The organism is Serratia microhaemolytica (assembly GCF_004011885.1).
GTDB classification, from domain to species: Bacteria; Pseudomonadota; Gammaproteobacteria; order Enterobacterales; family Enterobacteriaceae; genus Serratia_G; species Serratia_G microhaemolytica.
The window spans coordinates 38,425-53,415 of sequence record NZ_ML137209.1 but is presented as its reverse complement, the minus strand read 5'-3'; the positions used below and the strand labels follow the sequence as shown (position 1 = coordinate 53,415).

Annotated in this window: 9 protein-coding genes; 5 read left to right on the top strand and 4 right to left on the bottom strand. The window is 49.2% G+C overall.

Annotated elements, in window-relative coordinates; translation table 11 throughout:
- Positions 1-85: 85 nt before the first annotated feature.
- From fdhF to aegA, 3 genes are all read right to left on the bottom strand, one after another.
- Positions 86-2,233 (bottom strand): formate dehydrogenase subunit alpha, encoded by a 2,148-nt coding sequence (fdhF, locus tag EOJ37_RS00225; RefSeq protein ID WP_127956458.1) that lies wholly within the window; start codon positions 2,231-2,233, stop codon positions 86-88.
- Between the two features lie 158 nt (positions 2,234-2,391).
- The gene (locus EOJ37_RS00220; RefSeq protein ID WP_127956561.1) at positions 2,392-2,922 is read right to left on the bottom strand and encodes a 4Fe-4S dicluster domain-containing protein; all 531 of its coding nucleotides are present in this window, start codon (positions 2,920-2,922) and stop codon (positions 2,392-2,394) included.
- Positions 2,922-4,901: a formate-dependent uric acid utilization protein AegA gene (gene aegA / locus EOJ37_RS00215; protein ID WP_127956456.1), complete on the bottom strand. Its 1,980-nt coding sequence runs from the start codon at positions 4,899-4,901 to the stop codon at positions 2,922-2,924. The genes EOJ37_RS00220 and aegA overlap by 1 nt, the downstream gene beginning before the upstream one ends.
- Before the next feature lie 407 nt (positions 4,902-5,308).
- On the opposite strand from aegA, the gene EOJ37_RS00210 reads away from it, so the two are divergent.
- Genes EOJ37_RS00210 through EOJ37_RS00200 form a run of 3 tightly spaced genes read left to right on the top strand, consistent with a single transcriptional unit; the run spans position 5,309 to position 9,671 of the window.
- Complete coding sequence (locus tag EOJ37_RS00210; RefSeq protein WP_127956454.1) at positions 5,309-8,521, top strand: molybdopterin cofactor-binding domain-containing protein; 3,213 nt, start codon at positions 5,309-5,311, stop codon at positions 8,519-8,521.
- Complete coding sequence (locus tag EOJ37_RS00205; RefSeq protein ID WP_127956452.1) at positions 8,522-8,983, top strand: (2Fe-2S)-binding protein; 462 nt, start codon at positions 8,522-8,524, stop codon at positions 8,981-8,983.
- 58 nt (positions 8,984-9,041) lie between these two features.
- On the top strand, positions 9,042-9,671 hold the full coding sequence (locus tag EOJ37_RS00200) for an NTP transferase domain-containing protein (protein ID WP_240651637.1): 630 nt from the start codon (positions 9,042-9,044) through the stop codon (positions 9,669-9,671).
- Between the two features lie 199 nt (positions 9,672-9,870).
- On the opposite strand, the gene EOJ37_RS00195 is transcribed toward EOJ37_RS00200, so the two are convergent.
- Positions 9,871-11,649 (bottom strand): sigma-54 interaction domain-containing protein, encoded by a 1,779-nt coding sequence (locus EOJ37_RS00195; protein ID WP_206193997.1) that lies wholly within the window; start codon positions 11,647-11,649, stop codon positions 9,871-9,873.
- Between the two features lie 685 nt (positions 11,650-12,334).
- On the opposite strand from EOJ37_RS00195, the gene ygeW reads away from it, so the two are divergent.
- Complete coding sequence (gene ygeW / locus EOJ37_RS00190) at positions 12,335-13,522, top strand: knotted carbamoyltransferase YgeW (RefSeq protein WP_127956450.1); 1,188 nt, start codon at positions 12,335-12,337, stop codon at positions 13,520-13,522.
- Between the two features lie 99 nt (positions 13,523-13,621).
- The gene (gene dpaL / locus EOJ37_RS00185; protein ID WP_127956448.1) at positions 13,622-14,821 is read left to right on the top strand and encodes a diaminopropionate ammonia-lyase; all 1,200 of its coding nucleotides are present in this window, start codon (positions 13,622-13,624) and stop codon (positions 14,819-14,821) included.
- Positions 14,822-14,991 lie beyond the last annotated feature (170 nt).

Here is a 14,991-nt window from a genome sequence, read left to right as displayed (position 1 = left end):
GGATGGTGGTTGAGATAGTCAGTTGCGGGTGGGGCAAACAGAACACCCCCCGCCGCTTAACCAGGGCGGGGGAAGTAAAGCAGAGTCACATCACCAAGGCTGTTTTCTTAAGGTGATCTTTCAGCTTCTGGTATTCCACCTGCACATAACTTTCTGCTTCGGCCTGATCAGTGATCGCTTGAACATTGACCGCACAATGCTTGTATTCGGGTGTTTTTGATGTGGGGTCAAGATGATCAATGGTCAGTTCATTGCAGACACCAATCCACCACTGGTAGGTCATGTAAACGGCACCACGGTTGATGCGTTCACTCAAGGCGGCACGGCTGATCACTTTACCGCGACGTGAACTGACCCAAACCAATTGCTGATCTTGGATCCCTGCTGCTTGAGCATCCTGTGGATTGATCTGCACATAGCCTGGTTCATCTGCCAGCGTTTGTAGCGCACTACAGTTACCGGTCATCGAACGACAACTGTAGTGTCCAACTTCGCGTACGGTACAGAGCACCAGCGGGTATTGTTCATTGGTCAGTTCCTGTGGTGGTAGCCACTCGCTGGTTGAGAAGAGCGCTTTGCCGCCCGGGCGAGAGAACTGGTTGCCTTGATAGAGGTATGGCGTTCCTGGGTGATCTTCGCTCGGACAAGGCCACTGTACATAACCCAAACCAGCAATTTTTTGATAACTGACACCGGCAAACTTCGGACATAACGCGCGCATTTCATCCCAAATCTGCTCGGTATTGTCGTAGTGCATCGGGTAACCCAACGCATTAGAGAGCAGGCTAATAATCTGCCAGTCAGTTTTCACATCGCCTTTTGGCTCCACCGCTTTACCGAAGTACTGGAAACCGCGATCGGCACTGGTGTAGACCCCCTCATGTTCGCCCCAGGAGGTGGCTGGCAGGATGACATCAGCCATAGCAGCGGTTTTGGTCATAAAGATATCTTGTACCACAATCAGATCAAGTGCCTGGAAAGCCTCACGCATTAGCGATAAATCGGGTTCAGTCTGTAGTGGATCTTCACCCATGATGTAGTACGCTTTCAGTTCACCAGACAACGCTTTATGTGGCACATCGGTAATTGAATAACCGATTTCACCACTGAGTGATGCCACACCCCAGGCATCAGCGAATTTTTGGCGCGCCTGCTCATCAGTGACATACTGATAACCGGGGAACGAGTTTGGCAATGTGCCCATATCACAAGCACCTTGGACATTATTTTGCCCGCGCACCGGCCCGACACCGACATTCGGCTTGCCGAGGTTACCGGTCAACAGCGCTAAAGCCGCTAATCCTTTAACCACATCAACACCTTGCCCCCATTGAGTCACGCCCATTCCCCACAGCAGGGTGGCGCTGTTGGCATTGGCATACATCATTGCCGCATCACGGATCTGCTGTGGCGTTAATCCGGTAATTTTTGCAACATATTCGGGCGTGTAGCGTGAGATAATTTGGCGATATGCGTCAAAGCCTTCGGTGTATTGCGCCACATACTCACGGTTATATAACCCCTCTTCGATCAGCACGTGGGCCAGCCCATTGACCAAAGCCATATTGCTGCCATTACGCAGTGGTAACCAGATATCGGCCAGGCGTGCAGTCTCGATATAACGCGGATCACAGACAATGATTTTGCTGCCATTCTGTTTGGCTTTTAGAATACGGCGCGCCACGATGGGGTGGGAGTCTGCGGCGTTATAGCCAAAGATCAGTAAGCAGTCGCTATGCTCAATTTCACCGATTGAGTTACTCATCGCACCATTGCCTAGGGTTGCCTGCAATCCGGCGACTGAGGGACCATGACAGACGCGTGCGCAGCAGTCGATATTGTTGCTGCCCAATACCGCACGAACAAATTTCTGCATCAGATAGTTTGATTCATTGCCAGGGCCACGAGAGGAGCCGGTCACCATAATCGAGCGAGCGCCATGCTCTGCTTTTATCTTGGCCAGCCGATTGCTGACATAGGCAATGGCCTCATCCCAAGTCACCTTCTCGAACTCACCACCACGCTGACGACGGATCATCGGCTGTGTTAACCGTGGGGTGAGTAGTTGGGTATCGTTCAGAAAGTCCCAGCCATAAAACCCCTTTAGGCACAAGGCACCTTGGTTGGTGACGCCATTAGCTCCTTCTGCGCCAACCACTTGCCCATTATCCACCAGCAAATTTAGCTTGCAACCAGACCCACAGTAAGGGCAAACCGTTAACACTTTTTCCATTATTACATTCTCCAATAAAGAGTTAATGGGGATCAGACGCGACGGATCGGCAGCAAGTGCTCCCGCGCTTAAGTTGTTATTGCGATCACGCTGCAACTGGATGACATAACATCCACCCGCGCCTTCGGAGAGAAAACGCTGTGGAGCTTTCAGGCGGCTTATCTGAAACTCGCCGTAACCTGGCTAGAGATACGTGCATCGCTGGTCGCGGTGCGTAACTGCTTCGCACTGACCATCTGTTGTAAGTCACTGTCGTTCACTAATGTCAACGCATCTGTTGGGCAGACATTGATGCAAGCAGGCCCAGAAGCGTGATCATGGCAGAGGTCGCACTTGTGGGCCTCACCACACGGTTCTTTTGTTTCCTGTGCGGATAGCACGACGTTGATTGCGCCAAATGGACAGGCGACAACACAACTTTTGCAACCAATACAGCGCGATTGGATCACCTCCCAATAGCCATCAGCACGCACAATCGCATCGTGGGGACAGACTTTGGCACAAGGGGCATTCTCACACTGGTGGCAGATAATCGGCACACTGACATGACGCGTTTTCACGATCTGTAGCCGTGGCATAAAATTCTGTGGCTGTAGTTTTGTGCTCTGCCCATGCGCTAGCGCACAGGCAAGTTCACAGGTTCTGCAACCAATGCATTTTTCTGCATCGGCAACGATTAATTTATTCATCATGAACGGATCTCCTGGTGGGGAAGGCGAGTGTGGTGGAGCGCTGCATGGTTCTGCCCACCGGTAAGCGCATTGATGATGCTCAATGCGGCCTGACGACCATCAGCCATTGCGGTGACGACCAAGTCTGCTCCGCGTACAGCATCGCCACCGGCAAAAACACGCGGATGGGAGGTTTGGTATGGGTATTCGCCCTGATTGGGTGCCACGATCAGCCCCCACTCATCGAGTTGTACCTGCTGCCTTAGCCAAGGCATGGTGTGTGCTCGGAAACCGAATGCCATAATAATGGCGTCGGCTTCGAGCAAAAATTCCGAGCCAGGTACAATCTTCGGCCGCCGCCGCCCACTGGCATCCGGCTCTCCCATTTCAGTACGAACCAGGCGGATCCCTGCGACTGCACCTTGTGCATTGAGTTCAATAGAGAGCGGTTGGACATTAAACATAAACTCAACCCCCTCTTCACGCGAGTTTTTCACCTCTTTTTTCGAGCCTGGCATGTTCTTCTCGTCACGCCGATAAGCACAGGTGACTTTACTCGCCCCTTGTCGTATCGAGGTGCGTAGGCAATCCATTGCCGTGTCGCCACCGCCCAACACCACCACTCGTTTACCGGCCAGATCGATATAAGGCTCTTCCGGCAGTTCCGGTAATCCCATTACCTTTTTAGTGTTGGCGATCAGGAACGGCAGCGCATCATAGACGCCTGGCGCATCTTCGTTTTCTAGCCCGGCTTTCATTGACTGATAGGTGCCAACACCGAGGAACACCGCATCAAACTGTTCTAATAACTCGTCTAGAGAGACCTGTTGACCCACTTCGGTGTTCAATTGAAATTCGATCCCCATCTCACTGAAGATCTCGCGGCGGCGGACAAGCACCTGTTTATCAAGTTTAAAAGAGGGGATGCCGAAAGTGAGTAATCCCCCAATTTCTGGATGACGATCAAAGACAACGGCTTGTATTCCGTGGCGTGTCAGTACATCGGCACAACCTAGCCCAGCAGGGCCAGCACCGACAATCGCCACGCGCAGACCGCTAGCAACCACTTCAGACAAGTCGGGTCGCCAGCCCATTTCTAACGCGGTATCGGTGATATAGCGTTCAATATTGCCAACTGTCACGGCACCTTGTCGGCCTTCCAGTGTACACGCGCCTTCGCAGAGCCGATCTTGCGGACAGACACGACCACAAACTTCTGGCAGGCTACTGGTACGGTGGGAAAGCTCGACCGCTTCCATAATGCGCCCTTCACGGGCGAGTTTAAGCAGTTCTGGAATGTTGTTGTGCAGTGGGCAAGTCCATTCACAGAAGGCATGTTCGCTACAGTTAACGCAACGCTGCCCCTGTTGGTCAACCTGAAGCGGAGTGAAGCGGCGGTAAATTTCGTTGAATGAGGTTTTCCGCCGTTCCAGCGGTATTTTTATCGCCTCGCCACGCTGTTGTTGAGTGGCCGGTGCTAACAACTGGCGGCGGACATCGTTGGGATTAGCCGGTGGGCGCCCTTCGGCAAGTTGTTGTAGCCGCTGGTTGCGGCTGGCACGTATTGTCTGCTCAGTGATTAAATGCAAGGCATCAGCAGGGCAGGCATTGACACAGGCTTGCCCATCAGTGTTACCCGCACAGAGGTCGCATTTGTGTGCCACGGCGCCACGTTCATCTGCCACCATTGAGATAGCACCAAATGGGCAGGCAGTGACGCAGTTCTTACAGCCGATACATTTTGCCGTGGTGAGTTGAATACTGTTATTGCCTCGTTGTAACGCATCGGTCGGGCAGACCTGAACACAGGGCGCATCTTCACAATGACGACAGAGCACAGCACTGGTTAATTCAGCGGATTTCAATACCGTAATGCGAGGGGTGAACTGCTCACGCTGTTGCGGATACTCCCCTTGATGATGCGCCATCACACAAGCTACCTCGCAGGCGCGGCAACCGATACAGGAATTGGCATCAGTGATAACAAACTGATTCATATATTATTCCCTATTTTCCGACAGATAAGCTACGGAACAATGTCCGCTGCCCGAATTAATGCAATTTATATGCAAGCACTCGGCTTTTGAGAAATTGAATGTTATCGGTGTGGATTGCATCACATTTTATCGGTGCTATCAGCCAAACTGACTTTTCTTTTTTCTCTCACCAGGTTGGTTTTTTGTTTACTCTATTTATCAATCTGAAAAAAAATTATCAGACTGAGAATTTTTTGACATCAAGTGGTTATTGGATATTACCGCTATCGCTTGAGTTGACCGATAATTCTTAGTCAGAGATCACAAAGTTTCACATCAATCAGCTTAAAAAAGCGCTCTGGCATATTCCCTGCTTTGCTAGCGGTAATCTCTACTTCAATGCTATTCCGTTAACGGAGAATGAATATATGGAAACAAATATTGTGGGTACGCCGGTGGCACGTGTGGATGGTCATGCCAAAGTGATCGGTTCCGCGTTGTATGGCGATGATATAAAATTGAAAAATATGCTGTATGGGGTCTGCCGATATGCGGATATTCCTGCGGGCAAGATCCTGCGTATGGATCTGAGTCGGGCAGAGAAAGTTCCGGGTGTGGTGAAGATCGCTACCTACAAAGATATTCCGGGTACACCGAACATCGGCATTGTGGTGCCAGATTATTTGCCGATAGTGAACGATGAAGTGTTTTTCCATGGTGATGTGGTCGCGGTGATCGCAGCGACCAGCTATGAAGCTGCCTGCCAAGCTGCAGAGTGTATTGATATTGAGTATCAGCCCTACCTGCCGATTACTGATGTTCGTGAAGCGATTAAACCAGGCGCCCGTTTGGTGCATAGCGATACTGATAGCAATATTGCGGTTAAGCACCACACCGCAAAAGGGGATATTGATGCCGGTTTTGCCAAATCGACACATGTGATTGAGCGCGAATATGAGGTAGGTTATCAGGAACATGCCTATATTGAGCCAGAGTGTGTGATTGTCTATCCTGATCCGACAGAGCCAGGGCTGACTGTCACCGGTTCGGTACAGAATGCTCACCGTGTCCGTGGTTTTGTTTCGACCTTCCTTAATTTGCCTCAATCTCGTGTCAATGTGAAACGTGCGGTACTGGGTGGTTCTTTTGGTGGTAAGGATGATGTTATTGACCACTTGGCGTGTCGTGCGGGATTGTTAGCATTGATGACAGGGCAGCCGATCAAATTCACCTACAACCGTGAACAGTCAATCCGTGAGAGCTGCAAGCGCCATCCATATTACATGAAATATAAGATTGGCTTGGATGACAACGCCAAGATCCAGGCGATCAAAATTGATATCTTGATGGACAGTGGCGGCTACACTGCCTCCTCGCCGTTCGTGGGTTGGCGTAGTGTGGTACAGGCAGCGGGACCTTACAATATCGCCAATGTCCGTGTCGATATTGCCGCTGTCGCAACTAACAACAGTTACACCTCGGCGTTCCGTGGCTTTGGTGCGCCACAGGTCATTTTTGCCAATGAATCGCTGATGGATGAAGTCGCACGCTATTTCAACATCTCCCCGGTCGAACTGCGTCGGCGTAATATTTTGCGCCAAGGTGATGTCAGTATGGCTGGACAAACCTTTAGTGATCACGTTGTTTCTGCTGAAGAAGTGTTGCAGAAGGCAACCGCAAAAGCGGAGTTTGAGGCCAAGTGTGCCCACTATCAGAAACTCAATGCTCAGGGTGGGCCTATCCGCTACGGTATCGGTCTGGCGGTTAGCCACCGTGGTTGCTCACTTGGTGCTGAGGGAATGGATGCGTCATCTGCACTGGTACAGGTTAATGGCGATGGCAGTATCAACCTCTCTACTTCCGTCTCTGAAAATGGCCAGGGATTGCAGACCAGTATGGCGCTGATTGCTGCAGAGGCATTCGGTGTACCACTCGATTGGGTGACATTTAATGAACCCCCTACCTCGCTGATCGCTGACGGCGGTTCCACCGTTTCTTCGCGTGGCACCCTGATGGGGGGGCAGGCAGTGCTGAATGCAGCAAACAAGATCAGAGCACGGATGGTGAAAGCAGTTGCTGACCGTTTGCACACCGATGATCTTGAAAATACGCTGTGGAAAGATGGCATGATCACTAACCGCAGTCAGCCACAATTCTCAATCAGTGTAAAAGATGCGGTGCCATTGACGCACAATGCGGGTGGAAACTTATCTGATTATGGTTGGCACGTTGCACCGCCGATCCACTGGGATGAAGAAAAAGGATGTGGTAGCCCATACTTCACTTGGGTTTATGGTTGCCAGATCGTTGATCTGCAAATCGATACCAATACAGGCAAGATACAGGTCAATAATGTGACTGCGGTGCATGACGTCGGTAAGGTGATCAACAAAGTGGGTTTTGAAGGTCAAGTGTATGGCGGTGTGATGCAGGGGCTTGGCTATGCACTGCTAGAGGACTTCAACATTGAGCACGGACGTGTGAAGTCGGAGAACTTTGATACTTATCTGATCCCAACCATCAAAGATATGCCGCATATCGATGTGATCCCAGTAGAGAATAATGATATTCATGGCCCTTATGGTGCAAAAGTGATCGGTGAGCCGGTATTAGAATTGGCTGCCGCTGCGGCTAATAACGCGCTGAACTTTGCAATGAATCAGGGCAATAATAAGATCCCGCTCACCTTAGAGCAGGTCTATCTTGGCTATAACCTGAAAAAACCAGTGCGTCAGAGTGAGGCCATGCTCACTGAGCATCATAAGAAGCAGGTGCTGCGCCTGAATACACTCAGTATTGAAGTTCCAACAACACTGGAACAGGCGTTAGTTGCGCTGGCTAAACCTGACTCAATGGCGATTGCAGGTGGTACCGATATTCTGGTTCAGGCTCGCTTAAAGACCAGCCCAATGCATCTGGTCAATATCGCCAGTTTGCCTGAGCTACAAAAAATTGAAGAACATGGCAGCGAATTGCATATCGGTGGTGGCGTCTGCTTTACCGATCTCGTTGCGGATAAGCGTGTACAGCAGCGCTATCCGCTGTTAGTGACGGCGGCCAGAACAGTCGGTTCGTTGCAACTACGCAACCGTGCCACTGTTGGCGGTAACATTAATAACGCAGCACCTTGTGCTGACTCTGTTCCGCCGCTGATCATTTATGATGCTGATGTGGTGTTGCGCAGCACCCGTGGTGAACGCAGAATGCCACTGAGTGACTTCATCGTCGCGGGCTATAAAACCCAGTTGGCTGCAGGAGAATTGTTGGTCAAAGTGATCGTGCCACAACCCTCTGATCGTAAAATGCAGCAGCGTTATAGCCAACTTGGTCGCCGTAATGCGTTGAATATTACCCGTCAGAGTCTGACTTGTCAGATCGCATTGGCTGCTGGTGGTGTGGTTGAACACTGTCGTTTGGTTGATGGCGCACTGTTTAGTAAACCCAGCCGTTTGGTTGCTGTGGAGAACGCGTTATTAGGTAAGCAGCTAAATGCTGAAACGATCGAACAGGCAGGCAACGTACTGTCTGCCATGATGGAAGAGGCGATCGGTAGCCGCTGGTCTGCGGCTTATAAGATGCCGGTGTTCCTCAATATGTTCCGCCAGATGATGAATGATGCTCTTGCAGGGGAGAAGAAGTAAATGTCAAATATCACATTGAAAGTGAATGGTATTACAGTGAATGCGGATGTTGATGGCAATTTACGTCTGCTGGATTTTCTGCGGGAAAACCTAGAGCTGACCGGCACCAAAGAGGGGTGCTCAGTCGGTGAGTGTGGTGCGTGTACCGTGATTATGAATGGTAAATCAGTCTGCTCTTGTCTGCTGTTAGCGGCGCAGTGCCACGGTGCAGAAGTGACAACGGTAGAAGGGCTGCATCGTGACCCCGTTGGGAAAAGATTGCAGCACTCATTCGTCGAACATGGCGGGGTGCAGTGCGGCTTCTGTACTCCCGGTGTTCTGATGAGCGCCAAAGCGTTACTGGATCAAAATCCACAACCTAGCGATGAGGATATCAATGAAGCGTTAGAGGGTAACCTCTGCCGCTGTACCGGATATCAACCGATCATTAAATCGATCAAGGCAGTGTTGAAAACGCGATAAGTGAGTCATTTTGCCCCTTGCGTTTGGCAGGGGGCAAAGTTCTGTCAGGAGGTCAGCAGTGGCGAATATTGATTGTGTGATGTTGGCAGCAGGAATGTCTACCCGCATGGGGCGCTGGAAAATGATGTTGCCTTATGGTGATAGCACCATTCTTGATAGCGCAATCGCCAATGCTTTAGGTTTTTGCCAGCGAGTGATTGTTGTCAGTGGATTTCGTGGCGAGGAGTTACAAGCGCGTTATCAGCAACATCCGCAAGTTGATGTGGTACACAATGTCAATTATCAACAAGGGATGTTCTCTTCAATTCGGTTGGGCACAGAGCAGGTGCGTAGCAGTTATTTCTTTCTGGCTCTGGGTGACATGCCTTGTATAACACATTGGATTTATGCGGCTTTGTGGCAGGAGAAAGGGCCTTTCACGTTGATCCCGCGCTGTAGTCATGGCAAGGGCCACCCGATATTATTACCTGCGGCGATGATTGAACGTATCAGAGCGGCAGATCTCGGTCTGTCGATGAAGCAGGTCATTGAACAAGGCGATTATCGTTTTTTGGAGGTTGGTGATCAGAATATTCATTGTGATATTGATACTCCTGACGAATATCAGCAGTTACAGCAGCGGCAATTATGTCAGCAGTCGCAGGTGAAAGCTGCACAGGCGACAACCATTTTCCCGTTGCCGCGTTGATGGGTCGATAGGCAGAAACAACGAAGTACAGCGGCAGAGTGCCCCCGAAAGATGCTAACCATTCAGAAAACAGCCCCGTTTGCCAATCAAACACCGCTGACGCTTTTTGTCGCTGTCCTTTGTGCCATGCCTGTCCCTTATGCCATCTTGTGATCTACTGCCCTCAATCGATTAACTTTAAAAAGGAGTTCTGTCCACGCTATTGTGAGGTAATCTCACTCAGTTCGTACTTTTTGATTTTGCGATAGAGTGTGGCAACACCGATCCCCAATTCCTCTGCTGCCAACTTCTTATTGGGATGGCGCTGTATCGCCTCTTCGATCAATTGTTTCTCCATGATCTCCAAATTAGCACTGTTGATCGCTTCGTGTGTCGCTTCACCGGTGGGAGCCGGTTGATGCTGTACTGGTATGCTGGCAATCAGATTGGGTGGTAGTAGGTTTCGGTCGATCACTTCTCCATTTGGCACGATATTAATCAGATATTCGATTAAATTACTCAGTTCACGCACATTGCCGGGCCAGCGATATTTTTTTAGTAGTTCCATGACATCTGCGGTGATACCCGGGTAGACACACCCCATGCGGCGAGTATGTAAATTAAGGAAAAAGTGGATTAACAGTTCAACGTCACCTTGGCGATCACGTAATGGGGCAAGATTGATCGGAATGACATTCAAACGGTAATAGAGATCTTCGCGGAATTTTCCTTGAGAGATGTATTGTTCAAAATTTTGATTAGTTGCTGAAATAATACGAATATCAACTGGAATAGGTTTGCTGGCACCAATTGGCAGAATTTCACGTGATTCGATGGCTCTTAATAGCTTCACTTGCAACATCATTGGCATATCACCAATTTCATCTAAAAACAGCGTGCCAGTGTTGGCTGACTGGATCAGTCCCATCTTGCCGTGAGAAGAAGCACCGGTAAATGCGCCTTTGACGTAGCCGAACAGTTCACTTTCCAGTAGTTGTTCGGGAATCGCTGCACAGTTGATGGCGATGAAGGGTTTGTCTGCCCGTTGGCTAAGACGATGGATCGCCCGTGCAACTACCTCTTTACCGGTGCCACTCTCGCCAGCAATCAACACACTGGAGTTGCCCGGAGCTATGCGTGTGATCAGTTGTTTTAACTGCTGCATCGGGCGTGAAGTGCCGACTAACTTATCGAGCGTTGGCTGACTGGCGATCAGGTTGCTATCGAGCGCCATATGAGATTGATGAAAAGCCATCAGGAACAGCCGATGTTCTTGCAGATTGTGTAATTGGCCGGTGATCAGCATTTGGCGTTGATTGATCGACAGGATGTACTGCACATGTCCGCAGTTATGGTGCTGTAACTGAGTCAGTGGGGTAATGGTGAGATGCTCATTAGTGATTGCTTCGGCGCTGATGTCGAGCTGTTTCTGGGCGGAGCTATTGCTGAGCGTGATCATGTTATTCTTGTTGAGCACCAATACGCCTTGGTCCATATTTTCAATTAATGTCAGCATGACATGATTGAAATTTTCCTCATTGCTAGATGAATCAACTATTTTCGAGACAAAAATAGTTGAAATATGGCGAATGTAGTCGGAAAGTATCTGTATATTATCGCGGATCTTGATCTGTTGAGCGGCCGTCACTGCGACCAGGCTGATTGCACCGATACAATCGTCGTTGATGATGATCGGGACCCCAATGAACGCCAGTTCGGCACAACTGGTTCTGCTATGACACTGTTTACACAGCGGATCTTGTTGTGGGTTGATCACCACTTTCTCTTTTTTGCTGTTGATCACATAACGTAGAAGATGGCTGTTGCCGTTCAGTGATTGCCCCACAGCGTGGTGATAAGGGCCGGTGCCGGCGACACTGATTAACTCGGCGTCAACAATTTCGACCTCAAGTTGCAGCACACTGGCCAGCATTTTTGTGAATTTAAAAACAGTAGGTTGGATCTGCATCAATAATGATTGTGGTTTGACAACACTCATACTTACAACCTTCCGTAGAGTTACTGTAGAACGTATCAAAATGATAAAGAGAATGTCTGAATATAGCACGTATAATAAAAATTTTCTTAGCATTGCTGCAAGTGATAGGAGGCTGAGCTTCACCACAGCGTATTGCATTCAGACTGTTTGATATACTCAAAATTTATCTAGAAAGCAGAACGGCAGCTGTCTGAGTTACATTTTGTTTACAACTCTAAGATGCATCGGGGGTTAAAGTAGATATATTGGCTAAACAAATCAATAGCGAATCGATAATAATTTATGATTAACCAAGTTGGTTGTGTCTAAAAGCCGCTTGTACTGAAGGCACTGTTTTAAAGGGATTGCTGATATCATTATGATAATAAGCTAACTAGCCGTATCACTATGGATATTGTTAGTCAGCAGTTTATCTCATGACTGTGGTTGTATATCTTCAGTGCTTTTTTTTTGTGTGCATTTTAGTGGCAATTGGTTGTCACAACGCGGTTTGGTGTATCGTTACCATTATTTTTAAATCATCAAATTTGTGGGGCCTCTCACATAATTTTATATTTCTCACTTGATCCAAGTTAGCCTGTTCCATATTGGCGCAGTTTTTGAATCTATATGCTCAATCGTCTGATAAATGTCTTTGATGATGTTTGTCAGAAAGGAATGTTACTTATTGAGAGTAGAGGAAAAAATGAAAACGGTTAATGAACTGATCAAAAGCATCAACGCGCTACAATCTAATCTGCATAACAAGGACTTTTTGCTGACTTGGGAGCAGACAACATCAGAACTACAACAAGTCCTGACTATCGCTCAGGCTCTGAAAACGCTGCGTGCAGAGAATATTGCCACCAAGACCTTTAGTAGCGGATTGGGTATTTCTATCTTCCGTGATAACTCTACCCGTACCCGTTTTTCTTATGCTTCTGCGCTCAACCTGCTGGGATTAGCACAACAGGATCTCGATGAGGGCAAGTCTCAGATTGCACATGGTGAAACTGTGCGTGAAACCGCGAATATGATCTCATTCTGTGCTGATGCGATCGGTATCCGCGACGATATGTATCTTGGTGCCGGCAATGCCTATATGCGTGAAGTGGGTGAGGCACTCGATGATGGTGTGGCGCAAGGCGTACTCCCTCATCGTCCGGCGCTGATTAACCTACAGTGTGATATTGACCACCCAACACAATCGATGGCTGACTTAGCTTGGTTGCAAGAGCACTTTGGTAGCCTGGAAAACCTGAAAGGCAAGAAAATTGCTATGACATGGGCATATTCACCCAGTTACGGCAAACCGCTGTCAGTACCTCAGGGCATCATCGGTCTGATGACTCGGTTTGGGATGAATGTCACTCTGGCTCACCCAGAGGGTTATGACCTGATCCCTGAAGTGGTTGAAGTGGCACGTAAGAATGCCCAGCAGTCTGGCGGTAGCTTCTCACAGGTTGCTTCAATGGCTGAAGCATTCCGTGATGCCGATATTGTCTATCCAAAATCTTGGGCTCCTTATCAGGTGATGGGCAAGCGCACCGAATTACTGCGTAACAATGATCACAGTGGGTTGAAAGAACTGGAGCAACAATGTCTGGCTCAGAATGCTCACCATAAAGATTGGCACTGTACCGAAGAGATGATGAAGCTGACCAAAGGGGGTGAAGCGCTTTATATGCACTGCTTGCCAGCGGATATCTCCGGTGTCTCCTGTAAAGAAGGTGAGGTAACAGAAGGCGTGTTTGAGAAATATCGTATCGCTACCTACAAAGAAGCCAGTTGGAAGCCCTACATCATTGCCGCGATGATTATGGCGCGTAAGTATGCGAATCCAGGTGCCATTCTTGAGCAACTGCTGAAAGAAGGAACCAAGCGGGTCAAGTAACTTTGTCACCGAGCCGTTGATAGCCTTTGCTGGGCTGTTGACCGTTGATAACGGGGCACGCATCAACAGCATGTTGCCCCTATTCCTTCGGAGTTCGTTATGTCTCAATTTTCATTAAAGATGGACATTGCCGAAAATAAGTTATTTACCGGCGAGAGTTCTGCAACTTTTTCACGTGCAGAAGCGAAGAAAGCACGTGCGTTCCATAGTCAATTAACTGGCTATCAGCCGACGCCATTGTGTGACTTGGCTGCATTGGCGCAGTTGTTTGGTGTGAAGAAAATTCTGGTTAAGGATGAATCGAAACGCTTCGGTCTTAATGCATTCAAAATGTTGGGCGGTGCTTACGCCATTGCACGTCTGTTGTGTGAGAAGTATCAGCTTGATCTTGCCGCTTGTTCGTTTGCTACTTTGAAAAGTGCGATTAAGCAGCCGATGACTTTTGCTACCACCACTGATGGCAATCACGGTCGAGGTGTCGCTTGGGCTGCTCAGCAATTGGGACAGAATGCGGTTGTTTATATGCCGAAAGGTTCGGCACAAATGCGGGTTGACCATATTCGTGCCTTGGGTGCGGAGTGCATTGTCACGGATATGAATTATGACGACACCGTGCGTCTGACCATGAATAACGCCAAAGAGAAGGGGTGGGTGATCGTTCAGGACACCGCTTGGGAGGGGTACACCAAGATACCAACTTGGATTATGCAGGGCTACTCAACGATGGCGGATGAAGCGGTTGAACAGATCCAGCAGGCTAAGTTGCCATCGCCGAGTCATGTGTTCTTGCAGTGTGGTGTGGGTGCGATGGCAGCGGGTGTGCTGGGTTACCTGGTCGATGTTTATGGCGCCAAAAACTTGCACTCAGTGTTGGTAGAGCCTGATTTGGCCGACTGCCTCTATCGTTCAGGTGTGAAAGGTGAAATTGTCAATGTTGGCGGCAGCATGTCTACCATCATGGCTGGCTTAGCCTGTGGTGAACCCAATCCGCTGGGTTGGCCGCTGTTGCGCGATTGCACCCATCAGTTTATCTCCTGTCAGGATAAAGTTTCTGCCTTGGGAATGCGTGTATTGGGTAACCCGCTTGGCAATGATCCACGCATTGTTTCTGGTGAGTCTGGTGCGGTGGGGTTGGGTATTTTGGCGGCGATTCACTATCACCCACAGCGCGACAGGTTAAGAGAACAACTGGGTCTAAATAACGATTCTGTGGTGCTGTTGTTCAGCACTGAAGGTGATACCGATGTGGCCCATTACCGTGAAGTGGTGTGGGAAGGGCGGTATCCATCCAACGAATGATATATCGCTAATCAACTTGGCATCGCGGGGCAATAAGCGCGTAAGTGCTTTCATCTCATCGGCCGGAATGCCATCCAGCGACAGCGCCGCGAGCCAAGCTGTAACGGTTACACCTCTATCTGTTGGTTGTCTGCCATACAGGTATCGAATTTAACATATTTTCACAGGAG